This window comes from Prauserella flavalba, from assembly GCF_003202235.1.
Lineage (GTDB): Bacteria > Actinomycetota > Actinomycetes > Mycobacteriales > Pseudonocardiaceae > Prauserella_A > Prauserella_A flavalba.
Map to the genome: position 1 here is coordinate 302,927 of NZ_MASU01000001.1, position 20,630 is coordinate 323,556.

Sequence of the window (20,630 nt, forward strand, 5' to 3'; positions counted from 1 at the left end):
GGACCGACGAACGATCGGTTGCCCCTCGGGCGAGGCCAAGATCTAATGTCGGCCGGCAGACGACTCCCGAGGGGCAATTCGCATGAGAACACTTCGCCTCGCCGTGGCCGTTCCCGCACTGGCAGCCTCACTGCTCGCCGGGACGACGCCCGCGGCCGGTGCACAGGACGACGCGGTCGAGATCCCGGCGCGCTACACCGAGCAGCGGCTCGACTGGCACGTCTGCGCACCCGACGAGCTGTCGTCACCCCCGCCGGAGGGCGCGAAGGACATCGAGTGCGCCACGTTCCTCGCGCCGCGCGACTGGGACGACCCGGCTGAGGGCACCGACATCACGGTGGCGGTCAGCAGGCTGAAGGCGACCGAAGGCCCGGCGACGGCGAGCGTCGTGACCAACCCGGGTGGCCCCGGCGCGCCCGGCCGGAACTTCCCCGCGAGGCTGCGGGACCAGGACCGGCTGCGCGCCCACCAGGAGATCATCGGGCTCGATCCACGCGGAACGGGCAAGAGCACCAACATCACGTGCGGCGGCGCGATCGGCACCGGCAGCGCCCTCGACCCGAGGGACCGCAGCAGGGAGAACCTCAACCTGATCCTCGACGGCACGCAGTACGCCGCGGAGTCGTGCCAGGTGAAGTCGGGCGAGCTGGGCCCGCTGATCAACACGTACCAGACGATCCACGACATCGACCTGCTGCGCATGCTGCTCGGCCGCGACAAGATCAACTGGGTCGGCTACTCGGCGGGCACGTGGCTGGGGGCGCACTACGCGCAGCGGTTCCCCGACCACACCGGACGCTTCGTGCTGGACTCGGCGACGGAGTTCACCACCACCTGGCAGAAGTCGTTCGACTGGCAGCCGCTTGGCTTCGAGCGCCGCTGGCGGGAGGACTTCCTGCCGTGGCTGGCGAGGTACGACTCGCTCTACCACTTCGGCACCACCGGCGAGGCCGCGCGCCAGACCTACGAGGAGGTACGCGCCGCGCTCGCCGAGCAGCCGGTGGACTTCGAGGGCGAGCCGCTCGGGCCGAACGAGCTGGACTCGGCGATCGCGTCGCAGCTCTACGACAAGGAGTCCTTCCCCGATCTCGCCGACTACCTGGTGAGCGTCCGGACGCTCACCGGTGACCGGGCCACCGACGCGCAGCAGGCCGCTGCGCTGGAGAAGGTCGCGGCGAACGTGCCCGACGCCGAGGTGATCGGCCCACAGCCGCTGATCGTGCCCGGCGAGTACGCCGACGCCTACGACGCGAGCTTCTGGACCATCCCGTGCAACGAGGGCCGCTGGTACGGCAACCGGCACAGCGTGGTCAGGCAGTCGGAGGAGCTGGGGGAGCAGTACCCGCTGCTGGGCTGGGGCTGGCTCGTGCAGCCGTGCATCTTCTGGGAGAACCGGCCGATGCGGCTGCCGGAGCTCGACGGCGAGGGCGTGCCACCGGTGCTCATCGTGCAGTCCGAGCACGACCCGGCGACGCCGATCGAGGGTGCGCGGCGGGCGCACGAGGCGTTCGAGGGCTCGCGGATGCTGACGATCACCGACGAGGGCGATCACGGTATCTACGCGGGCGGCAACGCCTGCGCGGACGACGTGGTGGAGGACTACCTCGTCGACGGTGTCGTGCCGGAGGACAGGTCGTGTCCCGGCATGCCCCTTCCGGTGCCGCCGGGCGCCTGACGCACCCGGTGCCGCTTCGTCGCGGGGGTGTCCTCGTCCTCGAGGGCACCCCCGAAGACTGCGATGAGCGTGGCGCCGAAAGCGACGACCATCATGGCCAGGCCTGCGGACAACATGCTGACCTCCTCGCTCGCTGGAAATGTGATCACGGTCACTTTCTAGGACGTCTCGGTGGCCCTTCTCGTTTCGTCGGCGCGGGTTGCACTTAGGTCTCGGACCCGAGTTATCCACAGCCTGTGCACAGACTTGTCCACAGGCTGTGTGCAAATCGGCGAGCGGTATTAGTATCGGAGCCGTGGTGCGAGTGCCGTTGACCGAAGCAGAACGGGCCCGCGGCGAGCGGCTGGGGGCCGCGCTGCGCGAGGCAAGGGGCGTCCGGAGCATGGTGGAGGTCGCCGCGCAGGCGGGGATCTCCGTCGAGACGCTGCGCAAGATCGAGACCGGGCGCATCCCCACGCCCGCGTTCTTCACGGTCGTCGCCGTTGCCGACGCCGTGAACCTGTCCCTCGACGCGCTGCGAGGTACCGTCGAGGAGGCCGAGCCCGGGGCCCTTCCCCGAGTGTCCTGACCTCGTAGATCACGGTCTGTCATCGCCCGATTCGCCCCGGTTCCGTTGAGGGCGGTGGTCGGGCTACGTTACCGGGCATGTCTCACGAGGTCGGGCACGAAGACGTGAAGGACGTACCGGTCGGCTGGCGAGCCCGGCTCCGGCACGTCGGTCCAGGCATCATGGCCGCCGCGACCGGGGTCGGCGCCGGTGACCTGGTGGCCACGATGGTCGCGGGCTCCCGCTACGGCTACACCCTGCTCTGGGCCGTCATCGTCGGCGCGATCTTCAAGATCGCCCTGGCCGAGGCCGTCGGGCGCTGGCACCTGACGTCGGGGCGGACCATGCTCTCGGGCTGGCGCACGCTCGGCAAGTGGGTGCTCGTCTACTTCGGCGCGTACGCGATCGTGTGGGGCTTCGTCTACGGCGCCACGGCGATGTCGGCCTCGGGCCTGCCGCTCAACGCGCTCTTCCCCGGCGTCCCGCTGCGCGTGTGGGCGATCATCTGCGGCCTGCTCGGGCTCGCGCTGGTCTGGTACGGCCGCTACGCGCTCATCGAGAAGATCATGACGGTCTTCGTCGGGATCATGTTCGTGACCGTCGTCGGCACCGCGATCCTGGTGACGCCCAACCTGCTCGACGGCGTCGAGGGCCTGGTGCCCCGCCTGCCGAGCGGCTCTTTCGTCTACGCGCTCGGCCTGATCGGTGGCGTCGGCGGCACGATCACGATGGCCGCCTACGGCTACTGGACGATGGCGAAGGGCTGGCGCTCGTCGAAGTGGCTCTCGATGATGCGGCTGGACAACACGGTCGGCTACGTCACCACGGCCATCTTCGTCGTCGCGATGCTCATCGTCGGCGCCGAACTGCTGATGGGCACCGACGTCGTCTCCGGCGACGAAGGCCTGCTCATGCTCGGCGACGTGCTCGCCCAGGACTACGGCCAGTGGGCCAGGATCCCGTTTCTGATCGGCTTCTTCGCGGTGTCGTTCACGTCGCTCATCGGCGTGTGGAACGGCGTGAGCCTGCTTTTCGCCGACTGGTGGCGCACCTGGCGGCTGCCGCGCGACACCGTCGAGACCGTGGAGGACTACGACCGCAAGGCAGGCGAGCGCAGCCCCGCGTTCCGCACCTACGTGCTGTGGCTGACGTTCCCGCCGATGCTGCTGCTGTTCCTCGACCGGCCGTTCCAGCTCACCGTGGCCTACGGCGCGCTGGGTGCGCTGTTCATGCCGTTCCTCGCGGGCACCTTGCTGGTGCTGCTCAACTCCAGCCGGGTGCCGCGGGAGGGCCGTTCGCGCTGGCTGTCCAACGCGCTGCTGATCATCTGTCTCGCGCTGTTCGCCTACCTCGCCGTCGACGAGCTCATCGGCCTCTTCCAGGACGACTAGCTCAGCGCAGGACGCACCACGCGATGAGCGCCGCCGCCACCAGCACGGTCACCAGGCCGAACGGGGCGGCGGCGAGCAGCCACACCCCGACGGCGCCGAGGTCAGGCCCGCGCACCGCCTGCGCGACGAGGCGGACGGGGGCCTGACCGAACGGCGTGTCCGTCAGCCCGGGCGCGCCGTAGTCCACGGGCGGCCGGGTGGCCGTGCGCAGCACCGCCGCGGCGGCGAGCGGCAACGCGAGCCACGCGACGCTCGCGAGCGGCGAGCCGAGCAGCAGCGTCCCGGCGAGCACCACGAGCCCCCACACCAGCGCGAGCAACGCGAACACCACGGCGTGCCAGACACGCAGCGCCACGTCGGAGGCGTCGAGCCAGCGGCGAAGGCCGGGCGAGCGCCACAGCTGCCCGATCCCGCCGCCGAACGGCAGCAGCGCCGCGAACGCACCGAGCCCGACGAGCACGGCGTCGGGCACTCCCGGCAGCGCGACGTGGGCGAGCGCGACGACGACGCCGAGCAGCAGCGCGGGCACCGCGTACCGCAGGCGTCCGAGCACGCCGGCGAGCGCGAGCGCACCGAGGGAGCGCACCGGTGTTCCCGGCACCGGCCGGGCCGAGGGGAGCATCATCGTCGGGTCGAGGAACGTCACCGACACCTGCCGCAGCACACGCGCGGCCCAGCCGTCGACCAGCCGCTGCCTGCCCGCCGAGACCGCGACCGGCAGCCGCAGCGGCGGCCCCACTCCCGCGGCGAGCGGCAACACCACGAGGCCACCGACGCCGAGCAGGGCGATTCCCGCCCACCAGGCCCACAGTGGAGCGGTGGCCGCAGCCGCCAGCAGCGCACCGACGTAGCCGAGCGCGAGCACCCTCCGGCCCCAGACCGTCCACACGCGACCGCTGACGTGCCGCACGCGGTCGTGGCCGGTGAAGTCGAGCCACGTCAGCACGGCGGGCTCCGCCCACAGGAACGAGCGGTCGAGCAGCGAACCGAGCCCGAGTGCGACGAGCGCGGCGAACAGGCCCAGCAGCGCCGAGGCGGGCACCGCCGATCCCGCGAAGAGCACCGCCCTCCACTGATCGAGCTGGAAGAACGCCGTCACCAGCCAGCTCAGCGCGAACAGCGCGACGAACGTCGGGGTGCCGCCGCTGAGCACCCCGCCGAGCCGGGCGCGGCCGGGCACCCTGACCTGGGTGGCCGTCACGCCAGGTCCACGACGTGGTCGGCCGAGGACAGCAGCGGCGGGTGGTGCGTCGCGAGCACCACGGCCGCACCCGAGTCCACCGCCCGCGCGACGAGGGCGGTGAGCCACTCCTTGCCGTCGGCGTCGAGTGCCCGCTCCGGCTCGTCGAGCAGCAGCACCTCGAACGGGCGCGCGGTGGCGCCGAGCAGCAGGAGCCTGCGCCGCTGGCCCGCCGAGAACCGGCCCGCGGTCACGGTGGCGCGCTCGGCGAGCCCGGCATCGGCGAGCAGCTCGTCCTGGTCCAGGTCCACACCGAACGACCCCGCGACGAGGTCGAGGTGCTGCACGGGCGTCAGCTCGGCGAAGAAGTCCGAGTCGTCGAGCAGCGCGGAGACGCGCCGGCGGAAGCCCCGGTCGCGCTCGTCCGGCTCGTCGCCGAGGACCGTGACCACGCCCTCGGTGGGTTCCTGCATGCCGTAGAAGCACCGCAGCAGGGTGGACTTGCCGCTGCCGTTGGGCCCGATCAGCGCGAGGCACTCGCCGGGCCGGACCTCGCAGTCGAGTCCCCGGAAGAGCCAGTGCTCCCCGGCCAGTACGCCGAGGTCCTCGCCGGTGATCAACGCAGCAGCGGGATCACGGGCCCCAGCGCGTCGAGGTGGGCCTCCAGCACCGTGACGTAGCTGATGCCGTACGTCTTGCGCTGCGCAAGGAGCTGCTCGGCGATCTGCTCGGCCGTGCCGACGAGCACGATCGGCAGCCCGGCCAGCTCCTCGACGCTGCGATCCGGCGCGTAGGCGCGGATCCCGTCGAGCGCGGCCATGCGATCGTCGGTGACCTCCGCGTGCTGGATGAGCAGGTTCAGCTCCAGGTCGGCGAAGCGCTCCCCGGCCTCCGCGCGCACGAACTCGACCCGCTCGGCCAGCTCCTCGGGGCCTGCGACCGTGGCCGACGTGCCGTCGCGGTCGAAACCGATGCCGGTGAAGCCGACGATGTCGGCCTCGCGGGCCGCGATGCGGAGCATGCGGTCACGGTGCCCGCCGAGCAGCAGCGGCGGGTGGGGCTCCTGCGCGGGCCGGGGCTGGCCGTCGGCGAAGAGGCGCCGCAGCTCGCCCAGGGTGTGTTCGAGGTGGTCGAGCCGCTCGCGGGGACCGGGGAACGGCAGGCCCGCGGCGTCGAACTCGGCCTTGACGTAACCGGTGCCGAGGCCAAGCTCCAGCCTGCCCTCGACGAGCTGGTCGGTGCCCGCGGCGTCGCGCGCTAGCAGGACCGGGTTGTAGAAGCTGGTGTTGAGCACGAAGGGGCACAGCCGCACGCGTTCGGTCGCCTCGGCGGCCGAGACGATCGCCGGGAACGGCGCGGGCATCCCGAGGTGATCGGCGACGCCGATGACGTCGTAGCCGAGGTCTTCCGCCTTACGGCATTTGTCCACCCAGTCGGACCGGCTACCCGAAACCATCATGTTCACGCCGAAGCGGAACGGTCGCTCTGTAGTAGAGGCCACACCCCGACGTTACCGAAAAAGCCCCCAAGGCCACCTTTGTTGCGTTGAGCGCAGCAAAGGTGGCCTTGGGGGCGGTTGGCTTGCTCAGCCGAGGCGCTGCTTCAGGGCCTCGAGTTCGTCGCGGAGGCTCGAGGGGACACGGTCGCCGATCTTGGCGAACCACTCCTCGATGAGCGGGATCTCCTCGCGCCACTCGGCGGCGTCGACGTCGAGCGCGGCCTGGATGTCGGCGAGCGGCTCCTTGAGCCCCTCGGTGTCGAGGTCCTCGGCGCTCGGCACGTAGCCGACCGGGGTCTCGGCGGCCGACGCCTTGCCCTCGATCCGCTCGACGATCCACTTCAGCACGCGCGAGTTCTCGCCGAAGCCCGGCCACAGGAACCGCTTGTCGTCGCCGCGGCGGAACCAGTTGACGTAGAAGATCCTGGGCAGCTTGACGCCGTCGGCGCCCTTGCCGATCTCCAGCCAGTGCCGGAAGTAGTCACCGGCGTGGTAGCCGAGGAACGGCAGCATCGCCATCGGGTCGCGGCGGACCTCGCCGACCTTGCCCGCCGCGGCGGCCGTCTTCTCCGACGACATCGTGGCGCCCATGAAGACGCCGTGCTGCCAGTCGCGCGCCTCGGTCACGAGCGGGACCGTGGTCTTGCGGCGGCCACCGAACAGGATCGCCGAGATCGGCACGCCCTTCGGGTCGTCCCACTCCGGCGCCAGCGTCGGCACCTGGGCGATCGGGGTGCAGAACCGCGAGTTCGGGTGCGCGGCCGGCACCTCGGACTCGGGCGTCCAGTCGTTGCCCTTCCAGTCGGTCAGGTGCGAGGGCGGCTCCTCGGTCATGCCCTCCCACCAGACGTCGCCGTCGTCGGTGAGCGCGACGTTGGTGAAGACCGTGTTGCCCTTGTCGATGGTCTTCATCGCCACCGGGTTGGTCTTCTCGCCGGTGCCGGGCGCGACGCCGAAGAGACCGAACTCGGGGTTGATCGCGTACAGCCTGCCGTCCTCGCCGAACCGCATCCACGCGATGTCGTCACCGATGGTCTCGGCGCGCCAGCCGGGGATGGTCGGCTGCAGCATCGCGAGGTTGGTCTTGCCGCAGGCGCTGGGGAAGGCGGCCGCGATGTAGTAGGCCTTGTTCTCGGGGGAGATGAGCTTGAGGATCAGCATGTGCTCGGCGAGCCAGCCCTCGTCGCGCGCCATCACCGAGGCGATGCGCAGCGAGTAGCACTTCTTGCCGAGCAGGGAGTTGCCGCCGTAGCCGGAGCCGTAGCTCCAGATGGTGCGGCTCTCCGGGAAGTGGCTGATGTACTTGGTGTCGTTGCACGGCCAGGCGACGTCCTGCTCACCGGGCTCGAGCGGCTTGCCGACGGAGTGCAGCGCGGGCACGAACTCGCGCTCGGTGCCGTCGTCGGTGACGAACTTCTCGAGCGCCTTGGCGCCCATCCTGGTCATCACGCGCATCGAGGCGACGACGTAGGCGAAGTCGGTGATCTCGATGCCGAGCTTGGGGTTGTCGTCGCCGAGCGGGCCCATGCAGAAGGGGATGACGTACATCGTGCGACCACGCATGCAGCCCCGGTAGAGCTCGGTCATGGTGGCCTTCATCTCGTCCGGGTGCATCCAGTTGTTGGTCGGCCCGGCGTCCTGCTCCTGCTCGGAGCAGATGAAGGTGCGCTCCTCGACGCGCGCGACGTCGCTGGGGTCGGAGGCGGCCCAGTAGGAGTTCGGCCTCGCCTTCAGCGGCACGAACGTGCCTGCATCCACGAGCTCCGCGTTGATGCGTTCGGCTTCCTCGTCGGAGCCGTCCACCCACACCACTCGGTCGGGGGTGGTCAGCTCCGCAACCTCCCGCACCCAGGACAGCACGCCACTGTGCGTCGTTGGCGCCTTGTCCAGCCCGGGGATGGCTACTGCAGTCATCTCATCTCCTGTCTTCGACGACAAGAGCCCACACCGAACTGTCGTCGTCCGTATGCGGGCTCCGTTGCCGGCGACCGAATGGCTTTCGCGCACCGTCAAGCGGTGTGCTGGTTTTGGGGATTCCCTGAGAGTAGCGGTCAAACCCAAGGGGGACCGAGGGCTGACCTGTCGGTTCTCTCACAAGAACGATCAGGGAATCGATTCAGTTCTCGCTGAATCGCGCCAGGAGGAAAGACTTTCCTGCCGGACAACGAAGACCCGGTACGGCGTCCGTACCGGGTCTTCGGGAAATGTCGTTTTCGACCGCTTTGGATCTTGACGAAGTTTTAACGCTAGTTCTGACTGATCCACTGGCCGGTGGCCGAGTCGATCTTGGCGACGCCCTCGACGGTGTCCGTCCCTCCGCCCCACAGGCTGTCGCTGCCGCCCGCGGCACCCGCCGTGCCGCTGGTCTCGGTCCACTCGCCGTCGCCGGTGTGCTCCAGCACGACGGACTCCCCGTCCGGCTCGATCACCACCGCGACGTCGGCCTGCCCGTCGCCGTCCACGTCGGTGAAGGCGATGGTGGCGCCACTGCTGTCCTCGACCACGGCCGTGTCGTTGACGCCGTCCTCGTTGGTGTCCACCGTCGCCGGTCCGACCTCGACGTCACCCTCCGGCATGTCGGCCGTGATGGTGCCACCCGCTCCGGTCTGCGTGTCGGTGGAGTCGCCACCCTGGCCACCCGGATCGATCGACACCCAGTCACCGCTGGCCTGGTCGTACTCCGCGTGGGCGACGACCTCGCCCTGCGCGTCGAGCTGGATGTACTCGTCGGCCTCGCCGTCACCGTCGTTGTCGACGAACGCCTGACCACTGCCGTCGGCGTGCTCGATGACCGCGGTGTCCTCGACGCCGTCCTCGTTGATGTCGAAGTTGACGTCGGCGGAGTAGTCCTCACCTTCGACGGTGATGGTCATCTCGTCCGAGGTGCCGGTGGTGTCGGTGGCATCGGACCCACCACTCTCGTCGACCCACACTGGGAACTCCCCCTCCGGTCAGGGCTGCTTGCTGCTGATGTGGTTAAGACTCACGTTATTCCCGTTCGGTTCCCCGCACCAGGCTCTCAACTCTCTCGTGGCCGGTCCCGAAGCGCCCTGATCCTGCCGAGGAAGCCGTCGGCGCGCTCCTGCGCGTCGGCCATCTCCTTGATCCGCCTCGTGACGACGGAGAGCTTCTTCGCGCGTTCCTGCGCGTCCATCTTGATGGTCTTGTCGACCTCTTTCAGCTCCGCCTCGATCGCCTCGATGCGCCTGCTCAGCGCGTCGTCGAGGGCCAGCGCGAGCTGCTGCTCTGCCTCGATCAGCTGCTCGGCGACGAGCTGGTCGAGCGTGGAGCGGGCGTCGGCGATCGACTCGACGAGCCACTGCTTGGTGTGCTGCTTGTCGGCCGCGTGTCTGCGCGTGCGCGCCATCCACCAGCCCGCGCCGAGCCCGATCACGATGGTCGCGGGCAGCACCACGGGGTTGAACAGCGCGAAGCCGGCGAGCGGTGCCGCCGCGAGCTTGGCCGCGCCAGCGCCACCGGACACGCCCATGAAGACGAGCAGCTTGTCCTCGGCCGTCGGCGGGCGCTTGTCCGGAGGCCGCAGCACCACGGGCGGCCCGCCCGCACGCGCGAACTGGGCGCGGATGATGTCGAGCTCCTCGGCGGAGAACAATTCGGCGAGCGCGACGTCGGTGACGTGATTGAGCCGCTGGGCGAGCTGGGCCGACACGCGCTGCGAGATCGTCTGCAGCGCCAGGTCCACCTGCTGCGGCAGCCGGCCGAGCTGCTCGCGGTCGGCGGCGTCGATCTGCTGGCGGAAGTACGACTGCGCGTCGCGCATCTGCCTGCTCGCCTCGTGGCCGAGCTCGACGCGCGTGCGCTGCACCTCGCCACGCAGCTTCAGCTGCCAGCCGCGGGTGGAGGAGCGGCGCTCGACGGTGAGCTCGTCGCGCCGGGCCCGCAACTGTTCCGCCTCGGACTCGCCCGCCGAGAGCGCCCGCTTCTCGGCGTTGAGCCTGGCCTTCTGCTCGGCGAGCGCGCTGGAGAGCGCCCGCAGCGTGTTTGCCTCGCCGAGCATCGCCGAGCGCCCGACGAGCAGCTCCTGGAGCGCGCCCTGCAGCTCGGCGACGCCGGACTTCTCCCGCAGCATCGCCGCGGCCTGCTCGTTGGGGGCCTTGCCCGCCAGCTCGAACATCCGCGCCGACACGGCGTGGAACGGCGAGTCGGCGAACCGGGGCGCGTGCTCGGCGAGCAGGTCCCGGTCGGCGGCCAGCACCTCCCGCCAGCCGCGGAACTGGTCGATCTTGGAGAGCGCGAACACGACCGTCTCGACGCGGTCGGCCATGTTGCGCAGGAACAGTAGCTCGGTGGACGTGAACGGGGCCGACGCGTCGACGACGAACAGCAGCGCCGTCGCGCTCGCCGCCGCCTCCATGGCCAGCTCGCCGTGCATCGCGTCGAGCCCGCCGACACCGGGGGTGTCGACCACCGAGACCCGTTCGAGCAGGGGGACCGGACCGGACACCTCGACGTAGCGGGGCGGCAGCTGGCCCTCCGGCAGCTCGTGCGCCACCGACACCCAGCGCGGCAGCTCCTCCAGCGGGAAGCCAACGGGCGCGAGCTGCCCCGGGTAACACGCCTGCGCCAGCCACTCGTCGGCGTACTCGAACGCGAGGTACGTGGACGTGGCGACGTCGGCGTCGACCGGGGAGAGGCCCGGCGTGGCGAGCAGGGCGTTGACCAGCGAGCTCTTGCCCCGGTTGGTCTCGCCGACCACCACCACGGACGGCTTCTTCGACCGCGCCTTGCGCTGCTCCTCGACCCACTTCGCGGCCTGCGGGTCCGCGTCGCGCAGGAGAGTCAGCAGTTGCTCGCGGGCCTGCTTGACTTGGGCGGGCAGGGTCGGCTTGCCGAGGGAACGGGCAGTCACGGGGTTGATTCAACCAGCGGCGCGAAGTGCCATGTCGGGGGGCGGTGGTCGGGCTTATCGTCTGGTGTAGACCGTGACGATCGGCGCACGCAGCAGGCGGTCATGGTCGAGAAAGCCGACGACCTCGGTCTCGGCGACGGTGCCCTCGAGGCCGGCGTCCTCGGTCGGCACCGCGCCGCCCGCCTCGTGCAACGTCGGGTCGAACCGCTGTCCGTCGGGGCGGAGTGCGTGCACGCCGATCCCGGCGAGCCCCTGCTCGATGCGCTCCACGACACCGCCGCTGCGGGCCCGGTCCATCGCGTAGAGGCACAGCTGGATCAGTGCCTGGCGATCGGCGAGAGCCTGCTCGTGGTCGATCGGGGAGACGGCTACTCCTACGGGTTCCACGCCCGGCTTCGACGCACTACCCGCCGGTACGGTTCCCTCGGAGTTCGCCGCCGGAAGCTGCCCGGTGGACTCTTCGGTGCCCGCCTTGTCCTTGCGGAACCACGCGTTCATCGCGTCCCTCCAGAAGGCTCCCGCAGCTGCTGCCAGATGAGGAAGTACGCCCGATGCACCACGTGGGCGACGCGGCTCTGCGCGGGGGTGGCACCGAACGAGGCGAACGAGCGCCACCAGCCCGCACGCTCGAGCGCGTAGGTCGCCAAGTCGACACGCGGGGTGTCCGCGGGTTTGCCGAGCTGCGCGGGCAGCTCGGCGTTGCTGCCGACCCGCAGCACCTCCTCGCTGAGGTCCTCCGGCATGTCCACCGCGCCGGACGCGACGAGCGTGAGCGCCTCCAGCAGCCGCAGCTGGTGTGCCTCCGGCTTGGCGAGCAGCACCTCGATGGCGTCGTGCACCCGCTGCCGTTCGGCCGGGTCGCCGGAGGCGTGGGCCAGCGCGGTCACCGAGGCCAGCGCGGCGGCGGCCTTGATGCCGTCGGCCCGCGCCGCGAACACCGTACCCAGCCTCGCGCGCACGGCGGCCAGCCCCGACGCGTCGAGCAACGTCCGCCGCAGCGCACCCGCCGTGATCTCCGGCTCGGCCCGCACGGCGTCGATCCCGTGCCGGATGCCGAACAGGTCCAGCTTCTCCAGCAGCCGCACCCGCACGCCCGCGGGCACGTCGCACTCCCAGCTCGTGAACATGTCGGCCGAGATCAGCATCATCTCGAGGACGTCGTCGTCGAGCGCGGCGAGCTTGCGCAGCGCGTCGGCATCGGCCGAGGTGAACTGCCCCGACTCGGCCGACTCCGCGATCAGCCCGATCACCGGCAGCACGTCGGCCACCCTCGGCTTGAGCGTCGCCGCTTGCTTCTCGGCCAGCAGCGAGGCGGCCTTCCACACGTCGCCGCCGGAGCCGTCGACCGACTCGGGCGTGATGGTGTCGGCCTTGTTCAGCACCGCGATCGCGTTGACCGGCCCCGCCTCGCGGCTCGCGGTGGCCGCGGTGAACGCCGCGAGCGCCTGCTGGTCGTCGGCCCTGATGCCCTGCGTGACGACGTAGAGCACGGCCTCGGCCCCGGCCACCGCGTTGCGGGAGGTCTCGTCCAGCTCGTCCGAACCGGACTCCTCGTCGTCCTCGTTCGCCCTGGCCGCACCCAGCAGCTGCTCGGTGCGCGACACCGACGCCGCGTCGAGCGAGCCGAGGCCGGGGGTGTCGATCACGGTCATGCCCTGGAGCACCGCGTTGGTCAGGTACGCCTCGATGTGGGAGACGTCGTCGATGTCCACGCCCAGCTCGGCCGGGATCATCCCGTCCGGTGCGAACGGCAGCACCTGCTTGCGGCCGTCGGTGAAGACCACCTCGATGCGGTCGACCGTGCCGTACTGGAAGCGGGTCACCAGGCGCGTGCACTCACCGACGTCGGTGGGCGCGACCCGGCGCCCGATGAGGGCGTTGACCAGCGTCGACTTGCCGGACTTGATGCGGCCGGCCACCGCGACCTGCAGCGGGGCACCGAGTCTGCGCAGCACCTCGGCGAAACCGGCCGCGGTACGGGGCGAGACCTGTGGCTGAAGCCTGCGGCACAGGTTGGCCACCGAGGTCGAGAGCGGGCCCGCGAGCCGCCCGCCCTGCTCCGCCGGTGCCGTCACGGCGCCCCCTCTCGTCGGTCAGATCCTTCCATCGCCTCATCCCCCGCTCGCAGTCAAGGTGCTACCGCAGGAGGACGCGGGCGGGGCTGCCAGCACCATACTGTGGATCCGTGCGGCGGCTGAGTCTCTGGATGCGGGCACACCCGATGGTCGGCGACAGCCTCATCGCGGTGCACCTGCTCCTCATCGACATCTCGGTCTTCGTCGTCACGCAGTTAGAGCCGGGCGGCGCTTCGCAGCCCTGGTACATCACCATCCCGATCGACATCGCGATGGTGGCCCCGCTCGTGCTGCGCAGGCGGTACCCGCTCGCGACGGCCTACGCGGTCCTGCTGCTCGGTTCCCTGCACAGCGCGCTGGAGCTGGGCCTGTCCAGCGGGCTCGCGAGCGGCGTCGCGGTCTACAGCGTCGTGGTCTACGCGGGCCGCCGTCAGGGTGCGCTGTACCTCGCGCTCATGCTCGCGGTCACCGTGGCCCAGCTGTACGTCCAGCGCTACGACGACTGGCTGGTCAACATCATCGTGGCCGTACTGGTGCTGGCACTGTGCTGGATGCTCGGCGAGTTCGTCGGCGCCCGCCGCGCCTACCAGGCCGAGGTGGAGGCGCGGCTGCACCTGCTAGAGACCGAGCGTGGCCAGGCCGCGCGGATCGCGGTCGCCGAGGAGCGCGGGCGCATCGCGCGGGAGCTGCACGACGTGGTGGCCCACGCCGTGAGCGTGATCGTGGTGCACGCCGACGGCGCCTCGTACGCGCTGCGCGCCGACCCCGACCTGGCCGAGCGTGCGATCCGCACGATCTCCGACACCGGCAGGGGCGCGCTGACGGAGCTGCGGCGGCTGCTCGACGTGCTGCGCGGTGAGCACGACGACGAGCCGAGGGTGCCCCAGCCCACCACGGCCGACCTCGCCGACCTCGCCGACCGGATGCGCACGGCGGGCCTCGCCGTGGGGCTGGAGCTCGACGAGCTGGGCGAGTTGCCCGCCGGCGTGTCGCTCGGGGTGTACCGCATCGTGCAGGAGTCGCTCACCAACGCGCTCAAGCACGCGGGCCAGGGCGCCAAGGCGACGGTGCGGGTGCGCCGCAACCCCGACGTGGTGACCGTGGACGTGACCGACGACGGCGCGGGGAAGGCGAGGCAGCTGGTGCCTGACGGGCAGGCGACGCCGCTCACCGGCGGCAACGGGCTGATCGGCATGCGCGAGCGCGCACACGTGTACGGCGGCACGCTGCACGCGGGCCCGAGCCCCGGCGGCGGGTGGCACGTCAGCGCCCGGCTGCCCGTTAGGTTGGACGCGTGATCCGGGTACTGGTGGTGGACGACCAGGAGCTCATGCGCGTCGGCTTCCGCATGGTGCTCGGCGCGCAGGACGACATCGAAGTGGCCGGGGAGGCCGGGAACGGGGCCGAGGCGGTGCGGCTCGCCGGTGAGCTGCGCCCCGACGTCGTGCTGATGGACGTGCGGATGCCGGTACTCGACGGCGTCGAGGCGACGCGCCGGATCGTCACCGAGGGCACGTCCAAGGTCCTGGTGATGACCACGTTCGACCTCGACGAGTACGTGTACTCGGCGCTGCAGAGCGGGGCGAGCGGGTTCCTGCTCAAGGACACCCCGCCGGACCATCTGGTGTCCGCGCTGCGCTCGGTCGCGGTGGGCGACGCGGTGGTCTCGCCCGCGGTCACCAGGCGGCTGCTCGACCGCTTCCTCGGCTCTGGCCGGGTGCCGCCGCGCGACGCCTCGGTGCTCGACGTGCTGACCGAACGCGAGCGCGAGGTGCTCACGCTGATCGCGAAGGGACTGTCGAACACCGAGATCGCCGCGACGCTCTTCCTCTCCGAAGCGACGGTGAAGACCCACGTCGGGCGGATCCTCGCCAAGCTCGACCTGCGCGACCGCGTGCAGGCGGTGGTGCTCGCCTACGAGACCGGCCTCGCCAGACCCGGTGCGGGCTAGCGGTACTCCGCCGGATCGGCCTGACTCGGGTCCAGACCCGGCTTCACCACGTCTGCCATCCAGCGGCCGAAGTCGGGCCTGCTGCCGTCGACGTCGGTGACGCCGTAGGTGCGCATGAGGGTCCACGAGGCGAGCGTCCGTCCCGCGAAGCGCTCGACCTTCGGGTCCGTCGCCAGCGCCACCACCCCGCGCGCGAGGTAGGCCGGCGTCTCCGACACGGCGAAGTGCGGATCGCTCGCCACCGCGTCCCGCCAGGTCTCCTCGGTGACGCCGAAGTGGTCGAGCATCGCCTCCGAGCGCAGGAACCCCGGCGTCACGGTGAGGCCCGTGCAGCCGTGTCCGGCCAGCTCGGCGCCGAGCGCCCTGCCGATCGCGCGCACGCCCGACTTCACCAGGTAGTACGGAACGCCCGCGCCCACGTACTCGTCGGTGTCGCCGTCGGTGACCTCGATCGCGAGGCCGCCTCCGGTCCGCACCAGCAGCGGCAACAGCCGGTGCAGGGCGATCAGGTGGGTCTCCAGTCCGTTGCGCACCATCGTGAGCGCCTTGTCCAGATCGGACTCCCAGTACGCCGTGCCGAACTCGGCGTAGGGGTCGCCGCCCCAGACGTCGTCCACCAGCACATCGAGCCTTCCGTCCACTTCGGAGTGGATACGCTCGACGAGCTCGTCGACCTCGGTCACGACGCCGAAGTCGCAACGCACCGGGACGCCCCGGCCGCCTGCGGCGTCGACCAGCTCGGCCGTCTCCTCAATGGTCTCGGTCCGGCCCATCGCCGACTTCTGGTTCCGCGTCGTGCGCCCGGTGACGAACACCGTGGCGCCCGCGCGACCGAGCTCCACCGCGATCGCCCGCCCGCATCCGCGCGTGGCGCCCGTGACCACCGCGACCTTGCCGTGCAGCGGTGTGTTCATGCGTACCAGCTCCCCACTATGGATTCGAGATCGGCGGCCAGCCGTTCGGTCAGCTCCCCGCGAGGGCGGATCGACCAGTCGATCGCCGCCCCGTTGACCGTGGCCAGCAACGTGCGCGCGGCGACGTCCGGTCCTGGCCCGCGCCAGCCGGTGTCCATCGCACGGATGACGAGGGCGCGCAGTTCGACCTCCATCGCCGCGTAGTGCTCACCCAGCAGCGCGCGCAGTTCCTCGTCGGCGAGGTCGGCTGCGAGCTGGCCGAGGCTGTTGGCCGCCGCGGTGGCGTCCCCGAGTCCCGCGTAGACGGTCACGAGCGCGTCGAGCAGCGCCTCCCTCGGCTCCGGCGCGGCCGCCGCGACGTCCCGGATTCGGGTGACGGCCTCGGCCCTTCCCACCGTGCTCAGCGCCTTGAGCAGGCCCTTCTTGGAGCCGAAGCGCTGCGCCACGCTGCCGACGGCGACCCCGGCCTCCTTGGCCACCTGGGCCAGGGTGAATCCGGGCCCGACCTTGCTGATCACCGCACCGGTCGCCGAAAGCAGCCGTTCGTCGCTGATGCTCCTCGGTCGCGCCACGCCAGTTATTGAACCACAGTTCATTAACCCTCGCCAGGTAGATCAGGGACAAGTCAGGGTCATCACGGATCGGCAAGGGGTACCGCGGTCCGCCAAGCTACGACCACAGGCGAACCGCAGTTCGGTCTCGAGGATGACGCGCGAAGGGGTCGCCATCGGAAACGATGGTGTCAACGTCGGCAGACCGGCAACGGGGAAACGCCACGCACGCCACGAACACCAAGCAAGCGTCATTGCGGCGCATCGGCCGCACCAGGAGGACATGATGATCGAGGCACAGGGCCTCACCAAGCGGTACGGCAAGACGCTCGCGGTCGACGACCTGTCGTTCAGCGTCACGCCCGGCAAGGTCACCGGCTTCCTCGGCCCCAACGGCGCGGGCAAGTCGACGACGATGCGCATGATCCTCGGTCTGGACAACCCGACCGAGGGCCAGGTGCGCATCGGCGGCAAGCGCTACCACGAACTGCACCATCCACTCCGGACCGTCGGCGCACTCCTCGACGCGAAGTGGGTGCACCCCAACCGCTCGGCGAGGGCACACCTCGCGTGGATGGCGAAGTCCAACAAGATCTCGCCGCGTCGCGTTGACGAGGTACTGGAGACCGTTGGCCTGAGCGCCGTCGCGAACAAGCGCGCGGGCGGCTTCTCGCTCGGCATGTCGCAGCGCCTCGGCATCGCCGCCGCGCTGCTGGGCGACCCCGAGGTGCTGCTCTTCGACGAACCGGTGAACGGCCTCGACCCCGAGGGCATCCTCTGGATCCGCAAGTTCATGCACCGGCTCGCCGAGGAGGGCCGCACGGTCTTCGTGTCGAGCCACCTGCTCTCCGAGATGGCGCTCACCGCGAGTGAGCTGGTGGTGATCGGCAAGGGCAAGCTGATCTCGCAGAGCAGCACCGACGACTTCGTCGCCCGCGCCAGCGAGAACAGCGTGAAGGTGCGCAGCCCGCAGCTCGACGTGCTGCGCGACGCGCTCACCCGCGCGAGCGCCACGGTCGCGCCCGCCGACGACGGCGTCGTGGTGTCCGGTTTGGACATCGCCAAGATCGGTGAGATCGCGATGGAGAACGGCGTCGTGCTCCACGAGCTGAGCCCTCAGCGCGGCTCGCTCGAGCAGGCGTTCATGCAGATCACCGGCGACGCCGTCGAGTACCACGCCGACCTCGAGGCCGAAGCGCAGCGGGCGCTGGCCCCCACCGCCAACTGACGAGCCACCACCGAAACCGAGGAAACCTACGATGACTCTGCTCGCAGTCGAACGCATCAAGCTGCTGTCCACGCGGTCGCCGTGGTGGTGCGCGCTCGTCGCGCTCGTGGTGACCGCCGGGTTCACCGCACTCGTCGTCGGCAACGCCGACGAGCAGTTCCCGGCCACCGTCGCCACCACCCAGTTCGGGTACAGCTTCGGACTCGCCGTGATCATGGTGCTGGCCGCGCTCGCCGTCACCACCGAGTACCGCTTCGGCACCATCCGCACCACGTTCCAGGCCATCCCGAACCGCGGCTCGGCGCTGCTCGCCAAGACCACGGTCATCGCCGCGCTGTCGCTCGTGATCGGCGAGGTCACCGCGTTCGTGTGCTGGGGCCTCTCGACGCTGCTCCAGCCCAACGCCGACCTTGCCCTCAACAGCACCGCCGACTGGATCAACGTCGCGGGCGTCGGCGTGGTCTACGCGGTCGCCGCCGTGATCGCCGTGGCCGTCGGCATCCTGGTGCGGCACAGCGCGGGCGCCATCTCGCTGCTGATGATCTACAGCCTCGCCGTGGAGAGCCTCATCCAGCTCATTCCGAGCATCGGTGACGACATCTACGAATGGCTGCCGTTCAACGTCGCCAACAAGTTCCTCATGGGCGACGGCGGCTCCAACTCGGGCAGGGCCGCCGACGCGGGCATGCCGCTCTCGACGAGCCCGCTCAGCCCCGGCTGGGCGCTGGCCTACTTCGCAGCCTTCGCGGCGGTACTGCTGGCCATCGCGATCACCACCGCGAAGAAGCGGGACGCCTGAGCGGCAAGGACCACCACAGGGGAACATCCGGACTCGGCCGCGATTCGGGGGCGGCGGGATCGGATACGGGGAGAAAAGAAGAGGCTCGGACCGCGAATTCGGGGGCGGTCCGAGCCTCTTTCTCGTGTGCGCCTGATTAAGAGCCGGTTAACTCTCTGTGAGGACGCCCACTGGCCGCGCAAAAACGCGTCGGCGCAGGGGATATTGGGTATCACCCGTCAGGACTTCCACGGAGGTGACCCTTGACGGTGACAGAGATTCCCCGCCTGGAGCCGATGCCCGAGCTGGAATGGGCTCGCGCCATCGAACTGCCCCGCGACGCCGCGTCCGCGACGACCCCGGCCGAACTGCGCACAGCCTGGATACATCGCGCCCCCGAGGACCAGGTGCTCGCGCTGTTCCGCGCCGCCTGCGCCCCCGGGGAGCCGGTTCCGTCGCCGTGGTGGCTGCGTGCCGTCGCGGCGGGGACCCTCGGCCACCGGGAGGACGGCTTCCGCATCGAGGACCGCATCGACAAGCTGCTCAGCAGGCGTCCCGGCTGGGAGTACGTGCCGTGGGCCGCCGACGGCGAGTCCGGCTACTGGGAGTTCATGCCGTCGGAGGGCGGGCGCGCGGGTCACCGCATCCCCACCACGATCCTGCCCACCGAACGTCACCCCGGCTGGATCGACGTGCTGCCCGCCCACAGCCTCACCACGCCCGAGCCGATCGCGGTCGCGGGTCTCGCCGGGCTGCGCGCACGGCTGGGGGAGTTCGAAGCGGTGCGCTGAGCCGCGGCTATCGTGCCTGCTCGTGGAGAGCGAGCAGGAGCCGAGGATGCGTAGCGTCGTCAGCTACGTCAAGCGCGGCGGGCGGATGACGGTCGGGCAGCAGCGCGCGTGGGACACCAGGTGGCCCGAGCTGGGCCGCACGGTGTCCGAGCTGCCGCCGGGCCCGATCGACTTCGCCGCGTGGTTCGGCAGGCCCGCTCCCGTGATCCTCGAGATCGGTTCCGGCATGGGGGAGACCACCTCCCAGCTCGCCGCGGCCTCGCCCGAGGTGAACTACGTCGCCGTGGAGGTCTACGAGGCCGGTCTCGGGCAGCTCATGCTGCGCGCCGAGCGACTCGGGGTGGTGAACCTGCGGCTGCTGCACGGCGACGCGGTGCCGCTGCTGACCGAGCACGTCGCGAAGGAGTCCCTGGCGGGCGTGCGCATCTTCTTTCCGGACCCGTGGCCGAAGAAGCGGCACCACAAGCGGCGGCTGGTGCAGCCGGACTTCGTGGCGCTGGTGGCGTCGCGGCTGGCGTCGGGCGGCACGCTGCACCTGGCCACAGACTGGGAGAACTACGCCGAGCAGATGCTGGAGGTGTGTGGCGGCGAGCCGACGCTGCGCAACCGGTTCGACGGCTGGGCGCCGAGGCCGGAGTGGCGGCCGGTGACGAAGTTCGAGCAGCGCGCCGAGGAGGAGGGGCGCGTGAGCAGGGACCTCATCTTCGAGAAGCTGCCGTGACCGACGATTCGGTGCGCACGGCGTACCTGGTCAAACGGCTGGAGCAGGCCGTGCGCGGGCACCTGGAGGCGGTGCTGCGGCCGCACGGCCTCACCACCGCCCAGTACACGGCGCTCACCACGCTGCGGACGCAGCCGGGTCAGTCGTCCGCGCAGCTGGCGCGGCACTCGTTCGTCAGCGCGCAGACCATGCAGGAGCTGGTGACGAGCCTGCAACGGCGGGGGCTGGTCGAGAAGGCGCCCGCGCCCCGCAACCGGCGGGTCCTGCACATCAGCCTGACCGACCAGGGTGAGGCGGCGCTGCGCGAGCTGGACGACGAGGTGGACGCCCTCGAACGCGAGATGCTCGCCGACCTCGACGCCCAGCAGACCGCCGCCTTCCGCGCCGCCCTCCGCGCCTGCTCCCGCCGCCTCACCCATTCGCAAGCATGCTGACGGCCCCCAAGGCCACCTTTGTTGCG

Annotated in this window: 20 protein-coding genes; 10 read left to right on the plus strand and 10 right to left on the minus strand. The window is 70.7% G+C overall.

Annotated features, from left to right (window positions below):
• Positions 1–82: 82 nt before the first annotated feature.
• The 3 genes from BA062_RS01590 (at position 83) to BA062_RS01600 (ending at position 3,613) form a co-directional block, all read left to right on the plus strand.
• Positions 83–1,675, plus strand: coding sequence for an alpha/beta hydrolase (locus tag BA062_RS01590; protein ID WP_110334194.1), 1,593 nt, complete (start codon positions 83–85; stop codon positions 1,673–1,675).
• Between the two features lie 295 nt (positions 1,676–1,970).
• Positions 1,971–2,243: a helix-turn-helix domain-containing protein gene (locus tag BA062_RS01595; protein ID WP_110334195.1), complete on the plus strand. Its 273-nt coding sequence runs from the start codon at positions 1,971–1,973 to the stop codon at positions 2,241–2,243.
• 77 nt (positions 2,244–2,320) lie between these two features.
• Positions 2,321–3,613 (plus strand): Nramp family divalent metal transporter, encoded by a 1,293-nt coding sequence (locus BA062_RS01600; protein WP_110334196.1) that lies wholly within the window; start codon positions 2,321–2,323, stop codon positions 3,611–3,613.
• A gap of 1 nt (position 3,614) precedes the next feature.
• On the opposite strand, the gene BA062_RS01605 is transcribed toward BA062_RS01600, so the two are convergent.
• From BA062_RS01605 to BA062_RS01640, 8 genes are all read right to left on the minus strand, one after another.
• The gene (locus BA062_RS01605; RefSeq protein WP_210406728.1) at positions 3,615–4,814 is read right to left on the minus strand and encodes a DUF6297 family protein; all 1,200 of its coding nucleotides are present in this window, start codon (positions 4,812–4,814) and stop codon (positions 3,615–3,617) included.
• Positions 4,811–5,413: an ABC transporter ATP-binding protein gene (locus BA062_RS01610; protein WP_110334197.1), complete on the minus strand. Its 603-nt coding sequence runs from the start codon at positions 5,411–5,413 to the stop codon at positions 4,811–4,813. Before BA062_RS01610 ends, BA062_RS01605 begins: the two co-directional genes overlap by 4 nt.
• Positions 5,410–6,294, minus strand: a complete 885-nt coding sequence (locus BA062_RS01615; protein WP_110334198.1) for an LLM class F420-dependent oxidoreductase — start codon at positions 6,292–6,294, stop codon at positions 5,410–5,412. The genes BA062_RS01610 and BA062_RS01615 overlap by 4 nt, the downstream gene beginning before the upstream one ends.
• 84 nt (positions 6,295–6,378) lie before the next feature.
• Positions 6,379–8,205: a phosphoenolpyruvate carboxykinase (GTP) gene (locus BA062_RS01620; RefSeq protein WP_110334199.1), complete on the minus strand. Its 1,827-nt coding sequence runs from the start codon at positions 8,203–8,205 to the stop codon at positions 6,379–6,381.
• A 332-nt stretch (positions 8,206–8,537) separates the two neighbouring features.
• The gene (locus tag BA062_RS01625; RefSeq protein WP_110334200.1) at positions 8,538–9,224 is read right to left on the minus strand and encodes a DUF6802 family protein; all 687 of its coding nucleotides are present in this window, start codon (positions 9,222–9,224) and stop codon (positions 8,538–8,540) included.
• An 86-nt stretch (positions 9,225–9,310) separates the two neighbouring features.
• Positions 9,311–11,161, minus strand: coding sequence for a dynamin family protein (locus BA062_RS01630; RefSeq protein WP_110334201.1), 1,851 nt, complete (start codon positions 11,159–11,161; stop codon positions 9,311–9,313).
• Positions 11,162–11,215: 54 nt separating this feature from the next.
• The gene (gene grpE, locus BA062_RS01635) at positions 11,216–11,659 is read right to left on the minus strand and encodes a nucleotide exchange factor GrpE (RefSeq protein WP_110334202.1); all 444 of its coding nucleotides are present in this window, start codon (positions 11,657–11,659) and stop codon (positions 11,216–11,218) included.
• A complete protein-coding gene (locus tag BA062_RS01640; protein ID WP_110334203.1) occupies positions 11,656–13,236 on the minus strand; it encodes a dynamin family protein in 1,581 nt (526 codons plus the stop codon). Before BA062_RS01640 ends, grpE begins: the two co-directional genes overlap by 4 nt.
• Positions 13,237–13,367: 131 nt before the next feature.
• On the opposite strand from BA062_RS01640, the gene BA062_RS01645 reads away from it, so the two are divergent.
• On the plus strand, positions 13,368–14,534 hold the full coding sequence (locus tag BA062_RS01645) for a sensor histidine kinase (protein WP_425452840.1): 1,167 nt from the start codon (positions 13,368–13,370) through the stop codon (positions 14,532–14,534).
• Entirely contained in the window at positions 14,531–15,187 is a 657-nt protein-coding gene (locus BA062_RS01650) for a response regulator (protein WP_110334205.1), read from the plus strand. Before BA062_RS01645 ends, BA062_RS01650 begins: the two co-directional genes overlap by 4 nt.
• Here BA062_RS01650 and BA062_RS01655 read toward each other — a convergent pair.
• Together BA062_RS01655 and BA062_RS01660 are read right to left on the minus strand one after the other, a co-directional pair.
• Entirely contained in the window at positions 15,184–16,089 is a 906-nt protein-coding gene (locus BA062_RS01655; protein WP_425452842.1) for an SDR family oxidoreductase, read from the minus strand. The two genes, BA062_RS01650 and BA062_RS01655, sit on opposite strands and share 4 nt — an antisense overlap.
• Positions 16,090–16,097: 8 nt before the next feature.
• Positions 16,098–16,673, minus strand: coding sequence for a TetR family transcriptional regulator (locus tag BA062_RS01660; RefSeq protein WP_110334207.1), 576 nt, complete (start codon positions 16,671–16,673; stop codon positions 16,098–16,100).
• 265 nt (positions 16,674–16,938) lie between these two features.
• Between BA062_RS01660 and BA062_RS01665 the strand changes: the two genes are divergently transcribed.
• The 5 genes from BA062_RS01665 to BA062_RS01685 all read left to right on the plus strand — a co-directional run bounded on the left by BA062_RS01665 (position 16,939) and on the right by BA062_RS01685 (position 20,604).
• On the plus strand, positions 16,939–17,880 hold the full coding sequence (locus BA062_RS01665; RefSeq protein ID WP_110334349.1) for an ABC transporter ATP-binding protein: 942 nt from the start codon (positions 16,939–16,941) through the stop codon (positions 17,878–17,880).
• A gap of 31 nt (positions 17,881–17,911) precedes the next feature.
• Positions 17,912–18,679 carry an ABC transporter permease gene (locus BA062_RS01670; RefSeq protein WP_110334208.1) on the plus strand — a complete coding sequence of 256 codons (768 nt, stop codon included), beginning with the start codon at positions 17,912–17,914 and terminating at the stop codon, positions 18,677–18,679.
• Positions 18,680–18,954: 275 nt separating this feature from the next.
• Complete coding sequence (locus BA062_RS01675) at positions 18,955–19,449, plus strand: hypothetical protein (protein WP_245959640.1); 495 nt, start codon at positions 18,955–18,957, stop codon at positions 19,447–19,449.
• Positions 19,450–19,471: 22 nt separating this feature from the next.
• Positions 19,472–20,170 carry a tRNA (guanosine(46)-N7)-methyltransferase TrmB gene (trmB, locus tag BA062_RS01680; protein ID WP_110334210.1) on the plus strand — a complete coding sequence of 233 codons (699 nt, stop codon included), beginning with the start codon at positions 19,472–19,474 and terminating at the stop codon, positions 20,168–20,170.
• A complete protein-coding gene (locus BA062_RS01685; protein ID WP_110334211.1) occupies positions 20,167–20,604 on the plus strand; it encodes a MarR family winged helix-turn-helix transcriptional regulator in 438 nt (145 codons plus the stop codon). The genes trmB and BA062_RS01685 overlap by 4 nt, the downstream gene beginning before the upstream one ends.
• Positions 20,605–20,630 lie beyond the last annotated feature (26 nt).